The 17,560-nt window shown below is 70.5% G+C and carries 19 protein-coding genes and 1 pseudogene; 12 read left to right on the forward strand and 8 right to left on the reverse strand.

Annotated elements, in window-relative coordinates; all coding sequences use genetic code 11:
- Positions 1-47: 47 nt before the first annotated feature.
- The 4 genes from G3I54_RS06060 (at position 48) to G3I54_RS06075 (ending at position 2,377) form a co-directional block, all read left to right on the forward strand.
- Positions 48-677: an LUD domain-containing protein gene (locus G3I54_RS06060; protein ID WP_164611884.1), complete on the forward strand. Its 630-nt coding sequence runs from the start codon at positions 48-50 to the stop codon at positions 675-677.
- Positions 678-790: 113 nt separating this feature from the next.
- A complete protein-coding gene (locus tag G3I54_RS06065) occupies positions 791-1,219 on the forward strand; it encodes a hypothetical protein (protein WP_164611886.1) in 429 nt (142 codons plus the stop codon).
- 158 nt (positions 1,220-1,377) lie between these two features.
- Entirely contained in the window at positions 1,378-1,893 is a 516-nt protein-coding gene (locus G3I54_RS06070; protein WP_164611888.1) for a YceI family protein, read from the forward strand.
- Positions 1,894-1,927: 34 nt separating this feature from the next.
- Positions 1,928-2,377 carry a DUF6640 family protein gene (locus tag G3I54_RS06075; RefSeq protein WP_203685571.1) on the forward strand — a complete coding sequence of 150 codons (450 nt, stop codon included), beginning with the start codon at positions 1,928-1,930 and terminating at the stop codon, positions 2,375-2,377.
- 76 nt (positions 2,378-2,453) lie between these two features.
- Here the strand turns inward: G3I54_RS06075 and G3I54_RS06080 are convergent, their stop codons facing one another.
- Complete coding sequence (locus G3I54_RS06080) at positions 2,454-2,894, reverse strand: PPOX class F420-dependent oxidoreductase (protein WP_164611890.1); 441 nt, start codon at positions 2,892-2,894, stop codon at positions 2,454-2,456.
- A gap of 222 nt (positions 2,895-3,116) precedes the next feature.
- Here G3I54_RS06080 and G3I54_RS06085 point away from each other — a divergent pair, with 222 nt between their 5' ends.
- A complete protein-coding gene (locus tag G3I54_RS06085; protein ID WP_164611892.1) occupies positions 3,117-4,139 on the forward strand; it encodes a CE1758 family FMN-dependent luciferase-like monooxygenase in 1,023 nt (340 codons plus the stop codon).
- Positions 4,140-4,164: 25 nt separating this feature from the next.
- On the opposite strand, the gene G3I54_RS06090 is transcribed toward G3I54_RS06085, so the two are convergent.
- The 3 genes from G3I54_RS06090 to G3I54_RS06100 all read right to left on the reverse strand — a co-directional run bounded on the left by G3I54_RS06090 (position 4,165) and on the right by G3I54_RS06100 (position 8,391).
- Positions 4,165-5,547, reverse strand: coding sequence for a carboxyl transferase domain-containing protein (locus G3I54_RS06090; protein ID WP_164611894.1), 1,383 nt, complete (start codon positions 5,545-5,547; stop codon positions 4,165-4,167).
- Complete coding sequence (locus tag G3I54_RS06095; protein WP_164611896.1) at positions 5,540-6,994, reverse strand: acyl-CoA synthetase; 1,455 nt, start codon at positions 6,992-6,994, stop codon at positions 5,540-5,542. Before G3I54_RS06095 ends, G3I54_RS06090 begins: the two co-directional genes overlap by 8 nt.
- A 101-nt stretch (positions 6,995-7,095) precedes the next feature.
- Positions 7,096-8,391, reverse strand: a complete 1,296-nt coding sequence (locus G3I54_RS06100) for an SLC13 family permease (RefSeq protein WP_164611898.1) — start codon at positions 8,389-8,391, stop codon at positions 7,096-7,098.
- A 171-nt stretch (positions 8,392-8,562) separates the two neighbouring features.
- Between G3I54_RS06100 and G3I54_RS06105 the strand changes: the two genes are divergently transcribed.
- Positions 8,563-9,276, forward strand: coding sequence for a FadR/GntR family transcriptional regulator (locus G3I54_RS06105; RefSeq protein WP_164611900.1), 714 nt, complete (start codon positions 8,563-8,565; stop codon positions 9,274-9,276).
- An 80-nt stretch (positions 9,277-9,356) separates the two neighbouring features.
- Here G3I54_RS06105 and G3I54_RS06110 read toward each other — a convergent pair whose 3' ends face one another.
- Positions 9,357-9,950, reverse strand: a complete 594-nt coding sequence (locus G3I54_RS06110) for a TetR/AcrR family transcriptional regulator (RefSeq protein ID WP_164611902.1) — start codon at positions 9,948-9,950, stop codon at positions 9,357-9,359.
- Between the two features lie 174 nt (positions 9,951-10,124).
- On the opposite strand from G3I54_RS06110, the gene G3I54_RS06115 reads away from it, so the two are divergent.
- The 4 genes from G3I54_RS06115 to G3I54_RS06130 all read left to right on the forward strand — a co-directional run bounded on the left by G3I54_RS06115 (position 10,125) and on the right by G3I54_RS06130 (position 13,642).
- A complete protein-coding gene (locus G3I54_RS06115; protein ID WP_164611904.1) occupies positions 10,125-11,093 on the forward strand; it encodes a chlorophyllase in 969 nt (322 codons plus the stop codon).
- A 59-nt stretch (positions 11,094-11,152) separates the two neighbouring features.
- Positions 11,153-11,902: an SDR family NAD(P)-dependent oxidoreductase gene (locus G3I54_RS06120; protein WP_164611906.1), complete on the forward strand. Its 750-nt coding sequence runs from the start codon at positions 11,153-11,155 to the stop codon at positions 11,900-11,902.
- A 61-nt stretch (positions 11,903-11,963) separates the two neighbouring features.
- Positions 11,964-12,701 carry an SDR family oxidoreductase gene (locus G3I54_RS06125; protein ID WP_164611908.1) on the forward strand — a complete coding sequence of 246 codons (738 nt, stop codon included), beginning with the start codon at positions 11,964-11,966 and terminating at the stop codon, positions 12,699-12,701.
- A 44-nt stretch (positions 12,702-12,745) separates the two neighbouring features.
- Positions 12,746-13,642, forward strand: coding sequence for an SDR family oxidoreductase (locus G3I54_RS06130; RefSeq protein WP_164611910.1), 897 nt, complete (start codon positions 12,746-12,748; stop codon positions 13,640-13,642).
- Positions 13,643-13,662: 20 nt separating this feature from the next.
- On the opposite strand, the pseudogene G3I54_RS06135 reads toward G3I54_RS06130, so the two are convergent.
- Together G3I54_RS06135 and G3I54_RS06140 are read right to left on the reverse strand one after the other, a co-directional pair.
- Positions 13,663-13,839: pseudogene (locus tag G3I54_RS06135) on the reverse strand (transcriptional regulator); the annotation flags it as partial.
- 271 nt (positions 13,840-14,110) lie between these two features.
- Positions 14,111-14,851 (reverse strand): 3-oxoacyl-ACP reductase family protein, encoded by a 741-nt coding sequence (locus G3I54_RS06140; RefSeq protein WP_164611912.1) that lies wholly within the window; start codon positions 14,849-14,851, stop codon positions 14,111-14,113.
- Positions 14,852-14,963: 112 nt separating this feature from the next.
- Between G3I54_RS06140 and G3I54_RS06145 the strand changes: the two genes are divergently transcribed.
- Complete coding sequence (locus tag G3I54_RS06145; protein WP_164611914.1) at positions 14,964-15,578, forward strand: TetR/AcrR family transcriptional regulator; 615 nt, start codon at positions 14,964-14,966, stop codon at positions 15,576-15,578.
- Positions 15,579-15,615: 37 nt separating this feature from the next.
- Positions 15,616-16,881, forward strand: a complete 1,266-nt coding sequence (locus G3I54_RS06150) for an MFS transporter (protein WP_164611916.1) — start codon at positions 15,616-15,618, stop codon at positions 16,879-16,881.
- A gap of 13 nt (positions 16,882-16,894) precedes the next feature.
- Here the strand turns inward: G3I54_RS06150 and G3I54_RS06155 are convergent.
- Positions 16,895-17,560 (reverse strand): carboxyl transferase domain-containing protein (locus G3I54_RS06155; RefSeq protein ID WP_275407923.1); only part of this gene is annotated, 666 nt, incomplete at its 5' end.

The following is a 17,560-nucleotide window of genomic DNA, read 5'->3' on the forward strand; positions in this document are numbered from 1 at the left end:
CCGTGTGTCGCGGCTCTGTCGAGCCCCACTTCACAAGGGAGAAACCCATGACCGCGATCGACGGCGAGGCGCGTTTCACGACGCTGCCGGATGAGCAGACCCTTACCGCGACAGTGGCCGCGCTCGAGGAGCACGGCTTCGGAGTGGAGGTCGTCGATGACTTCGAGTCCGCCCGGCAGAGCGTGCTGAAGCGGATCCCGCACGGCTCGCCGGTGATGACCAACACCTCGGCCACGCTGGCGGAGTCCGGCATCGAAGCGGCGATCAACGACCCGGACGGCCCGTACGTGTCGGCCCGCAACAAGATGATGACGCTGGACTTCCGGACCCAGCAGCAGGAGATGAAGGCCATCGCCGGGCAGGCCGAGTACGCCCTCGGCAGCGTCCACGCCATCACCGCCGACGGCGCCGTGGTCATCGCGTCGGCCACCGGCAGCCAGCTCGCCGCGTACGTCTGGGACGCCCCGAACGTCATCCTGGTGGCCGGCACGCAGAAGCTCGTCCCCAGCCTGGAGGCCGCTCGCGAGCGGGTCGTCGAGCACAGCCTCAAGCTCGAGGACGTCCGGGCGCAGGCCGCGTACGGGCAGCGCAGCTACATCGGCAAGCTCCTGGAGATCCGCCAGGAGCAGCCCGGCCGCATCCACCTGGTGCTGATCCGCCAGAACGTCGGCTTCTGAGACCCCGCAGGAAACGCTCACCCGGGCGACGCCGCTCAGCGTGACCATCCGTCCGGTCCTGGACGCTCGCCCACCCCAAGTGAAGCTCTTCAACCGTTGTGGAGAGGAACCTCGTGAGACGTCATCGACTGATCGCGACCGCTGGTGCCGCCGTGTTCGCCGCAAGCCTGGCAACCGCCTCGCCGGCCATCGCCGCGCAGACAACCACCGTGCCGACGGCCGCAGCGGCTGCCGACTGCACGGACTACGCGTTCACCATGTCCGGCCGAGTGGTTGAGGGCAGTACCGCCATCCCGTGGAACTACTTCATCGCCGCCCAGGCAGGCACGATCAGCACATGTCTGGACGGGCCCGACGGCGCGGACTTCGATCTCGTGCTCAGGCACTTCGGAACCGACGGACTCAAGACCGTCGCGACCTCCTCGGGTGAGGAAGACATCAAGACGCTCTCCTACGAGGTCGGCGACCCCGGCGCCTACCGGATCGAGGTCGTGGCGACCAAGGGCAGCGGCGACTACACGGTCGGCCTGACCATCCCCTGAGTCGGTGGCGCTGACCCACCACCTGCGGCTGTGCGGCCGGCCGACGCTCGGAGTGAACGGCCGGCCGCACCTGGGTACGACCGGGTGCCCAGTTCGCGCAACGTGAAGTCATCCAATTTCGATCATCAACTCAGCCCGTATTCATCAAGGAGAATCCCATGACCGCCACTGTGGAAACCGGCCTGTGGCAGCTCGACGCCACGCGCTCCGTCGTCGCCGTCAGTCACGTGACGATGTGGGGCATGGTCACGGTGAAGGGCGCGTTCGGCAGTGTCACCGGTGAGGGCGAGGTCCGCTCCGACGGCACCGTCAGCGGTGCCGTGACCCTGGAAGCCGCCTCCCTGGACACCAAGCACAAGAAGCGCGACGAGCACCTGCGCAGCGCCGACTTCTTCGACGCCGAGCGCTACCCCACCCTCGTCTTCGCGGTCCGTGACGCCGCGTTCCGCCAGGGCGGCGTCGTCGAGGTCGAAGGCCGGCTGACCGTCCGCGGTGTCAGCCGCCCGCAGACCGCCACCGTGAACGTCACCGAGTCGAACGCGGACGCGGTCACGCTCACCACCGAGTTCACCGTCGACCGGGAGCAGTTCGGCATGGGCTGGAACCGGCTGGGCATGATGCGCGGCCTGACGACGGTGACGTCGACGCTCCGGTTCACGCGTACGTCCGCCTAGGGCAGCGCACACCACAGGGCAGGAGCACCCCCGTATGAGTAAACGCATCACAGGCCGCGTCAGCCTCGGCAAGGTGCTGATCTCGGTGCCGGCTGTGGTCGCGGGAGTGGGTCCGTACATCGCGGACTGGAACGAGACCCACATCCACAATCCGAACTGGCCACCGCACGCCAAATTCCACAACGCCCAAACCATGAGCCTGGGCGCGGGACTGGCCGGAGCCGCTCTGCTGCAGCTGTGGCGTCCGGCCGATTCCAGGGCAGGCGCCAGGGCGGCGCTGGACGGCGGGGCCGTGTCCGCCGCGCTGTACTGGGTCACGCAGATCTCCGCACTGGCGTACCCCGGCTCCCGCGCCGTGGACCCGCCCGGCAGGCAGGTCTTCCCGCAGGCCGTTGTCGCCCTTCCCTCGCTGGCGCTCGTGGGACTGGGGTACGCCTTGGAGCGGCGACGGCTGCATCACCATGACCAAGATGCCCGAGGGTGAGCGACGTCGGCATGGCCGCAATCCGGGTCATCTCGGCCGGTCGCGTCACCGCCGACGCCGCCGCCTCGGTGGCGAATCAGTGCCGGTCGGCGGGTGATGTGCTCGGCGGCCCGGCGGTGACGTTGCGGGCGTTCGGCGGCTCGTACGGGTCGGTGTCCAGGCCCCAGGCGAGTACGCGGGCGGGATGGATGCGGATCAGCGCGGCGTCGAAACCCGGCTGGAGCGGCTCGGCGGCGAGGAGCTCGGCCGTGCCGCGGATCTCGATGCCACGCGGACTCCAGGGCGTGGTCGAGGCCAGGTCGTCGACGACGAGGGAGACGCGCGGGTCGGCCTGGAGGTTGCGGTACTTCCGGCTGGCGACGAGGTTGTGGCCGCCGATGTCGATCGTGTCGAACTCACGGTTGTGGACGAAGGCGACCGGCCTGACCTGAGGCGCTCCGTCGGGAGCGAGGGTTGCCAGACGGCCGAGGAACTGACTTTCGAGGTAGGTCCGCTCGTTGGCGGTGAAGACGTTCATGGATCCCCTTGATCAGGCGAGTGCCGGTAGAGGGGCGATGCGTGGGCCCGTCCTTGAGCCGACCGGTGCGCATCACCCATGAAACATAAGCGGACTATACCCCGCCTAGCTGGAGCGGGCGCAAGGACCATCGCCATCAGCGGGCCGCCTGCGGCTCTCCGGCCTGCCGGAGTCGCGCCCATCGCTCGGACCGCCGGTCGTCCCCATCACGGAGGTAGGAAAATGGAGTTCGGGATATCGAGCATCGGCGACATCACGCGAGACCCCGTCAGCGGTGTGCTCGTCTCCGAGCATGAGCGGATCCATGCGCTCACGCGGATCGCCGTCCACGCCGAGGAGGCCGGCTTCGACGTCTTCGCGGTCGGCGAGCATCACAACCCGCCCTACTTCTCCAGCTCCGACACGACGCTCCTGGCCTACATCGCGGCGCAGACGAAGCGGTTGACGCTGTCGACGTCGACGACGCTCATCACCACCAACGACCCCGTGAAGATCGCCGAGGAGTTCGCGACGCTCCAGCACCTCGCGAGCGGCCGGGTCGACCTGATGCTCGGCCGCGGGAACACCCCGGCCGTCTATCCCTGGTTCGGCCAGAACATCGAGGACAGCCTTGCGCTCACCGTCGAGAACTACGCACTGCTCCGCCGACTGTGGCGCGAGGAGAACGTGAACTGGTCCGGGCGCTACCGTGCGCCGCTGGCGGGCTTCACATCGGTGCCCCGACCGCTGAACGGCGTCCCGCCGTTCGTCTGGCACGGCTCCATCCGCACCCCCGAGATCGCCGAACAGGCGGCGCGGTACGGCGACGGCTTCTTCGTCAACAACATGTTCGCGCCGATGGAGCACTACGCCCGCTCCGTCGCGCTGTACCGCCAACGTTTCGCCCACCATGGCCACGGCGGAACTAAGGACGGCATCGTCGGCGCAGGATCAGGGATCTGGGTGCATGCGAACGCGCAGGACGCCGTGCGGGAGTACCGCCCCTACTACGCCGCGCACCCCATCCACTCCCGCTCCGGCGTCTCCATGGAGGAGGCGGTGGCGGCCACCGGCCTGACGGTCGGCAGCCCTGCTCAGGTGGTCGAGAAGGTGCTGAGGTTCCCGGAGCACTTCGGTACGCTGCGCCGGATTCTGTTCGGCTTCGACTTCGGCGGCATGCCCGAGTCCAAGATCCACCATGTCATCGATCTCGTCGGCGGCGAGGTGCTGCCCGTGTTGAGGAAAGAGCTCGCCGAACCTGCCTGAGGGCTCGCGAGTCGGTCGCGGGAGGTCAAGCGCCGACGACTCCTCGTACGACACCGAGGTCCGTCAAGTCCTGTGGCCTGAGCCGCAGCTCGTCCGCCGTCGCCCGTACGTCGGAGGCCGGGCGTTTGAGGATCGCGGCGGCGAGCTCGGGTGCGATGACGGAGAAGTAGCTGGATGGGATGGCCCAGGTGTTGTCGGGTGCCGCGAGTGCGAGGGCGCCGCCCGAGCCGCCCTCGCCGATCAGCAGCGTGGTCACCGGGATGCGGGCCGTGGCGAGAGCTGTGAAGAGTTCGGCGATGGCGGGGCCCGCACCGGCCGCCTCCGCCGCCGCGTCGTTGGCGGCGCCCGGGGTGTCCACCAGGGTCAGGACCGGAATGCCGAGCCGGTCGGCGAGGCGGATGAGACGGGCGGCGGTGCGGTAGCCGGAGGGGCGGGTCGCGGTGCCGCACTGGGCGGCGTACGCGATCGTGCGCCCGTCGTGCAGCCCGAAGCCGCACAGCATGCCCGGGTCGCGGCCGCCGCAGCGGTCGCCCGAGACGGTGGTGCGCTCGGTGAAGTACGCGTCCAAGTAGGCCAGCGCCCGCGGGCGTCCGCGGTCGCGGGCCGCCTCGACCGCGTCCCAGCCGGACTCCGGGAGCGTTGTGTCGCCCTGCGCGGCCGGTACGGGGGCGGGCGGGGCGGATCCGGCCGAGGTCAGCAACCGCAGTCGCAGCGAGACGTCCGCGCGCAGGTCCTCGGCCCGTACCACCGCGTCCACCTGCCCGGACGCGCACTGCGCCTCGGCCGTGTACGCGGCCGGATCCGCGTCGGCCGGCCGCACCCGCGACCCGGCGAACCCGACCTGGGCGCCGGGCAGCGCCACGATCATGTCGGCTCCGGCGCCGAGGGTCGCCCAGCCGCCGCCCGTCGTCGGATCCCGCAGGACGGCCAGCTGCGGCAGGCCCGCGGAGGCCGTAAGAGCCGACTGCTGTGCCACGCGCTGGAGTTGGGTGAGCGCGAGCATCCCCTCCTGCATCCGGCTGCCACCGGTCGCGATCAGGGCGACCACGGGGAGGCGGTGGGAGCGGGCGTACGCATGGGCCGCCTCGATGAGGTCACCGGTGCGGGTGCCGAGCGAGCCGCCGAGGAAGCCGAACTCGAACGAGATGACCACCGCCGGGGTCCCGCCGAGCACGGCCCGTCCGCAGACCACGGACTCCTGCTCGCCGGTGCGTTCGACGGCGCGGGCGACTGAAGCGCCGTAGCCCTGCCAGTTGAGAGGTCCGTCACTCTCGTACTCGCCATCAGGTGTGGGGAGTTCGGTGAAGTCGGTGGTGAGGAGCGCGATGGCTTGGCGGGCGGTGAGGCGGGGGCTGGACGGCGTGGGGGAAGCGGAGGGCCGGCGGGGCCCAGGGCTGGGCTCAGGCATGGAGGGCCCTCTTCATGAGCTTGCCCATGTCGTTGCGCGGCAGCTCGGCGAGGTAGTGGACGACGCGCGGGCGCTTGTGCGGGGCGAGCTGAGCCGCCACGTGGTCCGCCAACTCCTGCTTCGTAGGCGGCTGTTCAGCATCGCCGGGCACGATCCACGCCACGATTCGCTCGCCCAGGTCGGGGTCGGGCTCACCCGTCACCGCGGCATCACGTACGGCCGGGTGCTCCATGAGGACGTTCTCGATCTCTCCCGCGCCGATCTTGTAGCCGCCGCTCTTGATGAGGTCGGTGGCCTTGCGGCCCACGATCCGTACGTAGCCGTCCGGGTCCCGTACCGCCATGTCGCCCGTACGGAAGAAGCCGTCGTCGGTGAAGGCGGCGGCGGTGGCGTCCGGCCGGTTGAGGTATTCGAGGAAGAGGTTCGGGCCCCGTACCTGGATCTCACCCACCTGATCGGGCCCGTCCGGGAGTTCGCGGCTGTTCTCGTCGACCAGGCGCAGGTCGACGCCGCGCAGCGGTACGCCGACCGTGGCCGCCCGGGGTTCGCCGTCCGCGCGGACGCTGGTGTTCATCAGCGTTTCCGTCATTCCGTACCGCTCGATCACCGCCCGCCCGGTCGCGGTCCGGATCCGTTCGTGGTCGCGGGCCTGTAGCGCGGCGGACCCCGATACGAGCAGCCGCGCTCCCGCCAGCGCCTTGGCCAGTGCGGGGTCTTCGTGCAGTCGCTCGGCGATCCGGTGGTACATCGTCGGTACGCCGAAGAGCATCGTGGCCCCGGCGCTCAGCTCCTCGGTCACCCCGTCCGTGCTGAACCGGCCCAGGTGGCGCACCGATCCGCCGCGCCGCAGCGGGCCGAGGATGCCGAGGATCAGCCCGTGGACGTGGAAGAGGGGCAGTCCGTGGACGAGGACGTCCTGCGAGGTCCACTGCCAGGCGTCCTCCAGGGCGTCCAGGGTGCTGGACAGAGCGCGACGAGGCAGGACGGCGCCCTTGGGCGGTCCGGTGGTGCCGGAGGTGTAGACGATCAGGGCCGGATGGTCGGGTGCGGGTTCGGGCCAGGTGCGCTCGTAGCCCGTGGTGGCTGTGGCCTTGATGTCGATTCGTACCAACTCGGCCAGCGCGGGCGGCAGTTCGTCGCCCTGGCCGGCCAGGACCAGCGTCGGCTCGCTGTCGCTGACGATATGGGCGAGCTCCCGCTCGCCGACCTTGGGGTTGAGCGGAACGGCAGGGATGCCGGCGAGCAGTGCCGCCACCACGCCGACCGCCGTCTCCAGGGTCGGTGTCGCCCAGACGGCGACTCGGGGAGCCTGGCCGAGCAGTGAGGCCAGAGAGCCGGCCGACTCGGCCAGTTCCTTGTACGAGAGCGTGCGCTCGCCGAAGGTCAGGGCCGGCCGGGACGAACCTTCGGCCAGGGCGGGGAACAGGGGCGTGGTCCGGTGACTCACGTGTCGTACTCCGATTCATGGATCTCAGGCGCGCGGAGCGCCCGCCGGTCGTCGGTCGGCGGGCGGCTCCATACGCCGTGGGCAGGGCTTCCTGGGGCGTGTCACCCGAATCCGGGGACCACCAGGACCAGCCAGACGATGGCGGGGACCGCGGCGACGATGACACCGCCGTAGATCATGAGCTGCCGGAAGAACCGCTCGCGGTCGACATCCGGCGCGGCCGCCAGCACGAGGGCGCCGTTCGTGGAGAAGGGGCTGACGTCCACGACCGTCGCCGACACGGCCAGCGCGGCGATCATTCCGACGGCGCCGATCTCGCCCTGCGCGAGGAACGGGACGGCCAGCGGGATCAGGGCGCCCATGATCCCGACGGATGAGGCGAAGGCCGAGACGATGGCGCCGACGTAGCAGAGCAGGAGCGCCGCGAGCAGCGGTATGCCGATGTCGCCGACGCCCTCGCCCGCCCACGTGATGGTGCCCATCTCTTCCATGACGCCCACGTAGGTGATGACACCGCAGATGAGGAGCACCGTCGGCCAGGCGATCTCGCTGACGGCCTTGCGGCTGGTCGCCGGCCAGACGGCGCTGAGTGCGACGGCGAGGGTGACGGCGGTGAGACCGGCGTCGAGGTCGAAGCCGAGCACGGCGACGACCAGGGCGACGAGGGCGATGAGGGTGGCGATCCGGGGCGGGGTGAGGCGGGTCTCCTCGTCGGACTCCGAAGCTGCGCCGGACTCCGAGGTCGCGCCCTTGTCGCCGTCCTCGCCGGTGCTGTCGGCGTCGGCACGGTGGCGGGCCAGCTTCAGTCCGCCGAACAGGACGAAGACGACGGCCGCGATGATCAGGTTCGCCACCAAAGAGGCGAGGAACAGGGCGACTTCATTGCCCGGGAGGTTCTCGCGCTCGACGATTCCGTTGACGATCGAGCCGTAGATGCTGATGGGCGAGAACCCGCCGCCCTGCGCGCCGTGGACCACCATCGCACCCATGAGGAGCGGGCTGATGCCGTGGCGCGCGGCGAAGCTGAGCGCGATCGGCGCGACGATCGCGACCGCGGCCGGGCTGACGGCGCCGATCGCCGTGAGGACTCCGGTGATCACGAACATCACCCAGGGGATCAGCGCGATTCTCCCGCCGACCAGGCGGATGGAGGCATGCACCAGCCAGTCGGTGGTGCCGTTGGCTCGGGCGATGGCGAAGAGATACGTGATGCCGACCAGGACGACGAAGAGGTCGCCCGGGAATCCGGCGAAGATGCCGTCCGCGTCGAGGTCGGCGACGAGTTCACCGACGCCGAACGCCGCGGCGAAAGCCAGCGCCCCCATGTTGATCGAGCGGGTGGTGGCGATCACGAAGACCACCACGAGGACAAGGATCGAGATCAGTTCCGCGGACATCGGGGGCTCCCCGGGTGCAGGATTGGCCAAGTGGCTGAGCCACTTGGTCGATTGGGTGTCCCACAGAGTCGGGGGCGCACTCGTCCGCGTCAAGGGGGTGCGCGCAAATTGGCTCAGCCACTTGTCCAACCCCGCTGCTACGCTGCGGATATCCACGGGAGGGGGTGGGCCATGTCCGAAGCACTGCGACCCATGGGGCGCACGCGCCTGTACGAGCAGGTCATCGAACGCCTGCGCACCTACGCCGCCGAGTCCGGCCTCAAGTCCGGCGACCGTCTCCCGCCCGAGCGTGAACTCGCCCAGCGCCTCGGTATCTCCCGCGCCTCGGTCAAGCAGGGCATCGTCGTCCTCGAAGTCCAAGGGCTCGTCGAAGTGCGCCACGGCGGCGGCACCTACCTCGTCGGCGACAGCCTCGACGTCGCCGAACCCGTGGAGCAGCTCGTGGAACGCCGGCGCCGGCTCCCCGACGTACTCGAAGCGCGCGAAGCCATGGAGACCAAGCTCGCCGAACTCGCCGCGGAACGCCGCACGGACCAGGACCTCGCCGCGATCCGCGACGCCCTCGACTTCATGGCGCAGGAGATCGAGCGAGGCGAGCACGGCGTCGAAGGCGACCGCCGCTTCCACGCCGCCGTGACGGCGGCAGCCCACAGCACGCTCCTCGCGGACTTCATGCGCTCCATCGCCGAGCAGATCACGGAGTCCCGCCACGAGTCACTGCGCCAACGGGGCCGCCCCGCCAAGTCGTTCGCGCAGCACAAGGCCATCTTCGAGAAGATCGAAGCAGGCAACGGCCGGGCAGCCGCCGCGGCGATGCGCCGCCATGTACGGACGGTCGCGAAGGTCCGGCTCCTCGACTGGGACCCGGAGAGCGAAGAAGGCTGACACGGCCCGCCCCGGCAACCGGGCCCGCCCACCACGGTTCGGTGGGGCGGGCCGGGGCCGCTCGCTCCTCGGGAACGAACTCAGGACGCCTTCGGCTGCTGGATGCCACGCAGGAGCAGATCGATCAGGCGACGCGGGTCGTAGCGGGGGTCATCGGGCGCGATGCAGAGGTTGCCGATACCACGCATGAGCTCGTAAGGCTGGATTCCGCTCCGGATCTCTCCGGCGTCGGCCGCGGCACCGAGCAGTTCCTCGGCCACGGGCAGTAGACGGTCGAGAAAGTACGTGTGCAGTGCGCCGAAGCCGCTGCTGTCGGGCTGCTCGGTATGGGCCAGCCCGTGCTTGGTGACGAGGAAGTCGACGAAGATGTCGATCCACTGCCGCAGCGCTTCCATGGGGGAGTCGTTGTCCGCGAGCAACCGCGGGCCCGCCTCGGCGCACTCCTCGACCTGGTGGCGAAAGACGGCGACGACGAGGTCCGGCCGGGTGGGGAAGTGGCGGTAGAGGGTGCCCATGCCGACGCCTGCTCTGGCCGCGACCTCACGGACCGGCGCGTCGACGCCGGATTCGACGAACACCTCCGCGGCGGCCGCAAGCAGCTTCTGCCGACTGCGCACCGCATCCGCCCGCGTGCTCTGAGCCGCATCCGACCGGGGCTTGCCCGTAGGGGTCACCGCATTGTCCTTCCGTGCGCGCCGCTCTCCGCTTGCGATACGGAGCGGCGCTCCGTATCGTGAAATGGAGCAAGGTTCCGCTTCGGTCTCAGCTTAGCCGACCTGGACACCCCTGAGTGCTTGCGTGCCGCATACCGATCTATATGCGGCGAATCTCCGAAGGGAGCATGCGCCATGCCTGAGTGGACTTCCATCGCCGACACCTACCTCCACCCGACCGCTCCGCCCGTGCTGTCGGTCAGCCCCATCACGCTGACCGTGCCCGGGCGCCCCCTGGACCTCGAAGTCCGTGTCTCCGCGCCCCTGACCGGTGCCGACCTGCCGGTCATCCTGCTGTCGCACGGCCACGGCGGGGCCTACGGCCTGTCCTCGCTCGACGGCTATCTCCCCCTCGCCAAGGTCTGGGCGGCCCGCGGCTTCGTCGTGATCCAGCCCAACCACCTCAGCGCCCCCAGGCTGAGCCGCCTGGTCGGCGACAGGCCCGAAGCGCCGCTGTTCTGGCGCTCGCGCGCCGAGGACATGAGCCACATCCTCGACCGGCTCGACGAGATCGAGCGGGCCGTGCCGCAGCTCGCCGGGCGCATCGACCGCGGCAAGGTCGCGGTGGCCGGTCACTCGCTCGGCGGCTTCACCGCCGAACTCCTCCTCGGCGCCCGGGTCACCGACCTCGACACGGACGAAGAGGTGAACCTCCTGGAGCCCCGGATCACGCAGGGCGTGCTGATCGGCGCGACCGGCCGGGGCGGCGACGCCTTCGACGGGTTCGCGGCCGACCGGGTGCCGGTCTTCCGCAGCATGAACCTCACCACGATGACCACGCCCGCACTCGTCGTCGCCGGCGACAAGGACGACTCCCAGCACTGGACGACCATGGGCCCGGACTGGCACGCCGACCCCTACCACCTGGCTCCCGGGCCCAAGACCCTGCTGACCGTCTTCGACGGTGAGCACCTCTTCGGCGGGATCCAGGGCCACGACAGCGTCGAGACCTCGGACGAGAGCCCCGACCGGGTCGCCGCGGTCGCCGAGCTGACCGCCGCGTACCTGCGTACCGCGTTCGGCTCCGACGACACCGCCTGGCAGACGGCGCGGGACGCACTCGCCACAGGCCCCGACGCCTTCGGCCGCGTCGAATCCAAGTAGTCGCCGAGCCCCCCCACCCCGAGGGCTGGACAACCAGCCCGCCGAGAGGAGCACATCCCATGCAGAACACTCCCGTAGCCCTGGTCACCGGTGCGAACGCAGGTATCGGCCGGCAGGTGGCGAAGGAACTCGCCGGACACGGGTACACCGTGCTCGTCGGCTCCCGGGACCTGGGCCGCGGCGAAGCCGCTGCGACCGAGATCGACGGGGACGCCCACGCGGTGCAGCTCGACGTCACCGACGAGGCGTCGATCGCGGCCGCCGCACAGCGGATCCGAAACGAGTTCGGCCGCCTCGACGTCCTGGTCAACAACGCCGGCATCTCGTTCGTCGGTGATGCCGACACCCCACTGGAGGAGCGTGCCCGCCAGGGCCTGCTCACCGAGGTGACACCCGACGTCGTCCGCCAGTTCTTCGAGACGAACGTCATCGGACCGATCGCACTGACGCAGGCGCTGCTTCCCTTGCTCCGCGAGGCCCCGGCGGCGCGGATCGTCAACGTGGGAAGCTCCGGCAGCTCACTCACGCTGAACGCCGACGAGAGCAACCCGCAGCGTTCCATGTTCGGTATCTATCCGACCTCGAAGTCCGCGCTGCACGCCGCCACGCTCGGATTCGCCACCGCCCTGGAGCCGACCGGCATCAAGGTCAACGTCGCGGACCCCGGTTTCACGGCGACCGCCCTCAACAACTTCCAGGGCACCAAGACCGTGGAAGAGGGCGCCCGGCACATCGTCCGGATGGCGCTCATCGGACCCGACGGTCCGACGGGCACGTTCTCCGGCGACGACGGCCCGCTCCCCTGGTAGCAGACCCAAGACCCAGACCCCGTACCCGTACCCGTACCCGTACCCGTACCGAAGGATTTCCATGAATCACCCCATGATCGCCCTGCTCACCGGCGGCAACAAAGGCATCGGCCGCGAGATCGCGGCCCAGCTCGCCGAACTCGGCCACACCGTCGTGATCGGTGCACGAAGCATCGAGCGCGGTGAGGAGACCGCCGCGGAACTGCGCGCGGCAGGCGGCGACGTCACCGCCGTCGCCCTCGACGTCACCGACCCCGCCTCGGCGTCCGCCGCTGCCGAGACGGTCCGGTCCCGCTTCGGCCGCCTCGACGCACTGATCAACAACGCCGGTATCAGCCACCGGCCCGGCGCCGACTTCGCGGGACAGCTGCCCCGCTCGGCCGACGTCGACCACGTCCGCTACGTGTTCGAGACGAACGTGTTCGGTGTCATCACCGTCAGCAGCGCGTTCCTGCCGCTGCTGCGCGACTCCGACAGCCCGCGGATCGTCAACGTGTCCAGCAGCGCCGGCTCCCTCGCGGCGATCTCCGACTTCGCCAACACCGATCCCATCGCACTGGGCTACGTCCCCTCCAAGACCGCGCTGACCGCGGTGACCATGATGTACGCCCGTGACCTCGCCTCCGAGAAGATCCTCGTCAACGCGGTCTGCCCCGGGTTCGTCGCCACCGACCTCAACAACCACCACGGCACCGGGACTCCGCAGGAGGGTGCTCGCCAGGCGGTCGCCATGGCCACCATCGGCGCCGATGGCCCCACCGGGACCTTCACCGATGTCAACGGTCCCGTCGCCTGGTGACCGCGAACCCATCGGCCGGATTTTCAACCACTGCGAGGCACACCATGAATCTTCTTGTCACCGGGGCCACCGGATGGATCGGCTCGGCTCTCGTCCCCCAACTCATCGCCGCAGGCCATCAAGTCACCGCAGCCACGCGGTCCGACACCGCCGCGGACAAGGTGCGAGCACTCGGTGCCGAGCCCGTCCGGGCAGACCTCGAGGACCCCGACTCGCTGCGCCGTGCCGCTGAAGCAAGCGGCGGGGTGATCCACCTCGCGTACCGCCACGACGTCGCGTTCACCACGGACCCGGCGGGTGCGGCCGAGACGGAATACAAGGCCGTCACAGCCATGGGTGAAGCCCTCGCCGGGACCCAGCGGCCTTTCGTCATGGCCGTCGGCCTCGCGGGTCTCCCCGAGGGGCAGGTCGCAGCGGAAACCGACCAAGCAGTCGCGCACGGGCCTGCGGGCAAGCGCATCGAGGCCGTCGAACACATCCTCGGTCTCGCCGAGCACGGGGTACGGTCGTCCGTTGTCCGCCTTCCCCCGACGGTCCACGGCACAGGCGACACCGGGTTCATTCCCCAGCTCATCACCCTCGCCCGTGAAACCGGACTGTCGGCCTATGTGGGTACGGGGGACAACCGCTGGCCCGCGGTGCACCGCGAGGACGCCGCGACCCTCTTCCGGCTCGCGGCCGAAGAAGCAACCGCCGGCACGGTCCTGCACGGAGTCGCCGAAGAAGGCGTCGCCTTCCGCGACATCGCCGAAGCAATCGCCACCACCCTCGGCATCCCCACGAAGTCACTGGACGCGGACGCGGCAGCCGAACACTTCGGCTTCTTCGCACGACTCACCGGCGGAGACTTCCCGGCATCCAGCGCGCTCACGCGTGAGCGCCTCGGCTGGGCCCCGTCCGAACCGGGCCTGCTCGCCGAACTCGCCTTGAACGGCGGGTGACGACCGGCCACGCCTCTATTCGGCCGGTTCCTGTCGTACCGCGGCCACCAGGCACGCACTTCCGGGCTACTCGCCTGCAACTCGTCGATCTGCTCGGTGTATCGGACATCGCCGGGATGGCGTCCGGCCAGCGTCCGCAGCCGGGCGAGCAAGCCGCGAGCCTCAGGCTCCCAGTCGACCAGCACCACCCTGGACGACGCCCGACCGGCTGGCGGACGCCGGGGCCGGAGCTCTGGTCGCACCGTGACGGCGGCTCGCCGGGGCGCTGTCGGAGACCCGGGCCCTGTTCCTGCTGACCCCGTTCCACCCCCGGCAGGACCTGCTCCAGCGGACCGTCATCGAAGCGGCGGCGGCCGCCAGGATCGCCCACGCCATCGCTCCTCCGCCCGTCCGTGTCGCCGGTCCGCCGGTGGTCATGGCGACGCACCGTCGCTTCCTGTCCGTCGCCGTCCGGCGACCCGGTCACGGTCAGGCGGTGTAGCCACCGTCGACCGCCAGTGAGGTGCCGGTGATCCACTGGGCGTCCGGGCCGGCGAGGAAGGCCACGGCTTTCGCGGTGTCGGCCCCCGCGCCCAGCACCTTCGCCGCGGTCCTCAGGCGCTCCTCCTCGGCCTCGTCCGTGCCGTCCGGGTTCATGTCGGTGACGGTGGGGCCGGGGTCCACGATGTTCGCGGTGATCCCCTTGGACGCCACGTCGTGGGCCAGCCCCTTGGTGAAGCCGATCAGCGCCGACTTGCTCATGGCGTACAGCGTCACGTCCGGCACCGGCACCCGGGTGGCCCAGCAACTGCCGATGCTGATGATGCGTCCGCCGTGTCCCAGGTGCGGGATGGCGGCCTGGGTGGCCAGGAAGACGGCCCGCACATGGACGGCCAGCGTGCGGTCGATCTCCTCCAGGGTCACGCCCTCGATCGGCCCGTAGGGGAAGATCCCGGCGTTGTTCACCAGGATGTCGAGCCGGCCGAGCTCGGCCGCGGTCCGCTCGACGGACCGGACGACGGCCGCCGGGTCCGCGCTGTCGGCCTGGATGGCCAGGCCCTTGCGGCCGAGCGCCTCGATCGACTTCACGACCTCCTGGGCCTTGTCGGCCGCGCTCACATACGTCAGGGCGACGTCCGCGCCCTCCTCCGCCAGTCGGAGGGCGGTCGCGGCACCGATTCCGCGGCTTCCTCCGGTCACCAGTGCCACCTTGCCCGCAAGCTGAGGCATCTCGCTCCATTCACGCTGAGGTATATATTTAGGTCGGACGATCCAGAAATACTAAACAGGCAGGATGTCCGGGGGGCAACCCTTCCCCGAGGAGGCACAGGAGGAGGTACAGATGGCCGAAAGAGGCCGACCGCGCGCGTTCGACCGCGCCGCGGCGCTGCGGCGCGCGATGGAGACGTTCTGGGAGTTCGGGTACGAGGGCACGAAGCTCACGGACCTGACCGCCGCCATGGGCATCAACTCCGCCAGCCTGTACAACACCTTCGGCTCGAAAGAGCAGTTGTTCCGCGAGGCCGTCGCGCTCTACGACAGCACCACGGGCTCGGCGACCAACCGGGCCTTGCGCGAGGCCCCGACGGCACGGGCCGCCGTGGAGGCCATGCTGCGCGGCAACATCGACACCTTCACCGACCCGGCGACGCCCAGCGGCTGCATGATCGTCCTGTCGGCCACCAACTGTTCGCATCAGAACCGGCAGGTCGCCGAGCATCTGTCCTGGTGGCGGCGGACCTCGGTCACGGAGCTGGAGAAACGGCTCGAACGGGCCGTCGAGGAGGGCGAGCTGGCCCCGGACACGGACGTCCGCTCGGTCGCCGCCTTCTACGCCACGATCCTGCACGGCCTGTCGATCGAGGCCCGCGACGGCGTCCCGCTGGAACGGCTCCGCTCCACCGTGGAGCACGCCGTGGCCCTGTGGGACTCGCTGGTGCGGCAGCCGGTGGGGTGACCTGGGCCCGCCGGGAAGGGGCTGGCTACCATCCCCTGTGACCGAAACGAGCGAACCGCCTGTACACCGCAGCCATATACTCGCCGACCTGACGCCGCTGCGGGCCTCGCCCGACTACCGGCGGCTCTGGTTCGGCAACACGGTCTCCTGGATCGGCCAGGGCATGACGGCACTGGCGGTCTCGCTCCAGGTCTACGACATCACCGGGTCCGCGTTCTCCGTGGGGCTCATCGGGTTCTGCTCGCTCGTGCCGCTCGTCGTCTTCGGGCTCTACGGCGGGGCCGTCGCCGACACCGTGGACCGCCGCAAGCTCGGCCTGTTCAGCGCCACCGGGTCGTTCGTCCTCTCCGTCGTCCTGGCGGGCGCGACCGTCGCGGGCGTCGAGCACGTCGGCCTGCTGTACGCGATCGTCGCCCTCCAGGCCGTCTGCTTCGCCCTCAACGCACCGGCCCGCTCCTCGATGATCGCCCGGCTCCTCCCGGCCGAGCAGCTGCCCGCCGCCAACGCGCTGACCACCATGACCAGCACGACGGGCACGCTCGTCGGCCCGATGCTCGGCGGACTGATCGTCGGCTGGTGGGGCTACCGCGCCGCGTACACCGTGGACGCCGTCTGCTTCACCGCCTCCCTGTACGCCATGTGGCGGCTGCCCTCGATGCTGCCCGACCGGCAGAAGAGCGACACGGGCAAGCGGGCCTCCGTCCTGGACGGGCTGCGCTTCCTCGGCACCCGGCCCAACCTGCGGATGACCTTCTTCACCGACCTGTGCGCGATGGTCCTCGCCCACCCCCGCGCCCTCTTCCCGGCCGTCGCCGTCCTCTGGTACGGAGGTGACGCCCGGACCACCGGACTCCTCGTCGCCGCTCCGGCCCTCGGCGCCCTGCTCGGCGGGGTGTTCTCCGGCTGGTTCGGCCGGGTCCGGCGGCACGGACTGGCGATCCTGCTGGCGGTCGGCTCCTGGGGCACCGCCATCGCCGTCTTCGGGCTCACCCGTAACCTCTGGCTCGGGCTGCTCTTCCTGGCGCTCGCCGGGTGCGCCGACACCGTCTCCATGGTCTTCCGCAACACCATGCTCCAGGCGGCCGTGCCCGACGAGATGCGCGGCCGGCTCCAGGGCGTCTTCATCGTCGTCGTGGCGGGCGGCCCCCGCCTCGGCGACTTCCTGGCCGGTTCCGTCGCCGACCTTGCCTCGCCCGCCGTCGCCGTCACCGGCGGCGGCATCCTGTGTGTGACGGGCGTGGCCCTGCTCGCGCTGAAGTGGCGCGCCTTCGCCCGCTACGACGCCCGCGACCCGCAGCCGTGACCACGCCTCCGGTTCACCCGACGATCGAGCGGGCGAAGCCCAGGTCCAGGAGGTCCTGCGGGCGCAGCCGCAACTGGTCGGCGGTGGCCCCGGTCTCCGACGGCGGCCGCTTGAGGATCGCGGCGGCCAGTTCGGGCGCGATGACCGAGAAGTAACTGTCCGCCGTGACATGGGTGTTGCCCGGAGCCGCGAGAGCCAGCGCCCCGCCCGAGCCGCCCTCGCCGATCACCAGCGTGGTCACCGGAACCCGGGCCGCCGCGATCGCCGCGAACGTCTCGGCGATGGCCGCGCCCGCGCCGGCCCGTTCCGCCTCGGTGTCGTTGGCCGCGCCCGGGGTGTCGACGAGGGTGAGGACCGGGACGCCGAGCCGGTCCGCGAGCCGGATCGTCCGGGCCGCCGTACGGTATCCGGCCGGGCGGGTCGCGGTCCCGCACTGCGCGACGTACGCCACCGGCTGCCCGTCCGCGCGCAGCCCGAAGCCGCACAGCAGCCCCGGATCCGTGCCGCCGCACCGGTCGCCGTGCAGGGGCAGCCGTACGGCGAAGTAGTCGGCCAGATACGCCTCCGCGCGTGGCCGCCGGGCATCACGGGCCCGCGCCACCGCCTCCCGCCCGGTCTCCGGCAGCCGGGCGAGAGCCTGCGGCGCGGCGGGGCCCGACGGTACGGACAGGGCGCGGGG

The organism is Streptomyces sp. SID14515, assembly GCF_010548505.1.
GTDB classification, from domain to species: Bacteria; Actinomycetota; Actinomycetes; order Streptomycetales; family Streptomycetaceae; genus Streptomyces; species Streptomyces caviscabies.

Coding starts and splice junctions, on each gene's coding strand:
- G3I54_RS06120 (WP_164611906.1), top strand. CDS start 11,153: ATGCAGAACACTCCCGTAGCCCTGGTCACCGGTGCGAACGCAGGTATC.
- G3I54_RS06090 (WP_164611894.1), bottom strand. CDS start 5,547: ATGCCTGAGCCCAGCCCTGGGCCCCGCCGGCCCTCCGCTTCCCCCACG.
- G3I54_RS06145 (WP_164611914.1), top strand. CDS start 14,964: ATGGCCGAAAGAGGCCGACCGCGCGCGTTCGACCGCGCCGCGGCGCTG.
- G3I54_RS06060 (WP_164611884.1), top strand. CDS start 48: ATGACCGCGATCGACGGCGAGGCGCGTTTCACGACGCTGCCGGATGAG.
- G3I54_RS06085 (WP_164611892.1), top strand. CDS start 3,117: ATGGAGTTCGGGATATCGAGCATCGGCGACATCACGCGAGACCCCGTC.
- G3I54_RS06140 (WP_164611912.1), bottom strand. CDS start 14,851: ATGCCTCAGCTTGCGGGCAAGGTGGCACTGGTGACCGGAGGAAGCCGC.
- G3I54_RS06080 (WP_164611890.1), bottom strand. CDS start 2,894: ATGAACGTCTTCACCGCCAACGAGCGGACCTACCTCGAAAGTCAGTTC.
- G3I54_RS06130 (WP_164611910.1), top strand. CDS start 12,746: ATGAATCTTCTTGTCACCGGGGCCACCGGATGGATCGGCTCGGCTCTC.
- G3I54_RS06100 (WP_164611898.1), bottom strand. CDS start 8,391: ATGTCCGCGGAACTGATCTCGATCCTTGTCCTCGTGGTGGTCTTCGTG.
- G3I54_RS06115 (WP_164611904.1), top strand. CDS start 10,125: ATGCCTGAGTGGACTTCCATCGCCGACACCTACCTCCACCCGACCGCT.
- G3I54_RS06075 (WP_203685571.1), top strand. CDS start 1,928: ATGAGTAAACGCATCACAGGCCGCGTCAGCCTCGGCAAGGTGCTGATC.
- G3I54_RS06105 (WP_164611900.1), top strand. CDS start 8,563: ATGTCCGAAGCACTGCGACCCATGGGGCGCACGCGCCTGTACGAGCAG.
- G3I54_RS06070 (WP_164611888.1), top strand. CDS start 1,378: ATGACCGCCACTGTGGAAACCGGCCTGTGGCAGCTCGACGCCACGCGC.
- G3I54_RS06125 (WP_164611908.1), top strand. CDS start 11,964: ATGAATCACCCCATGATCGCCCTGCTCACCGGCGGCAACAAAGGCATC.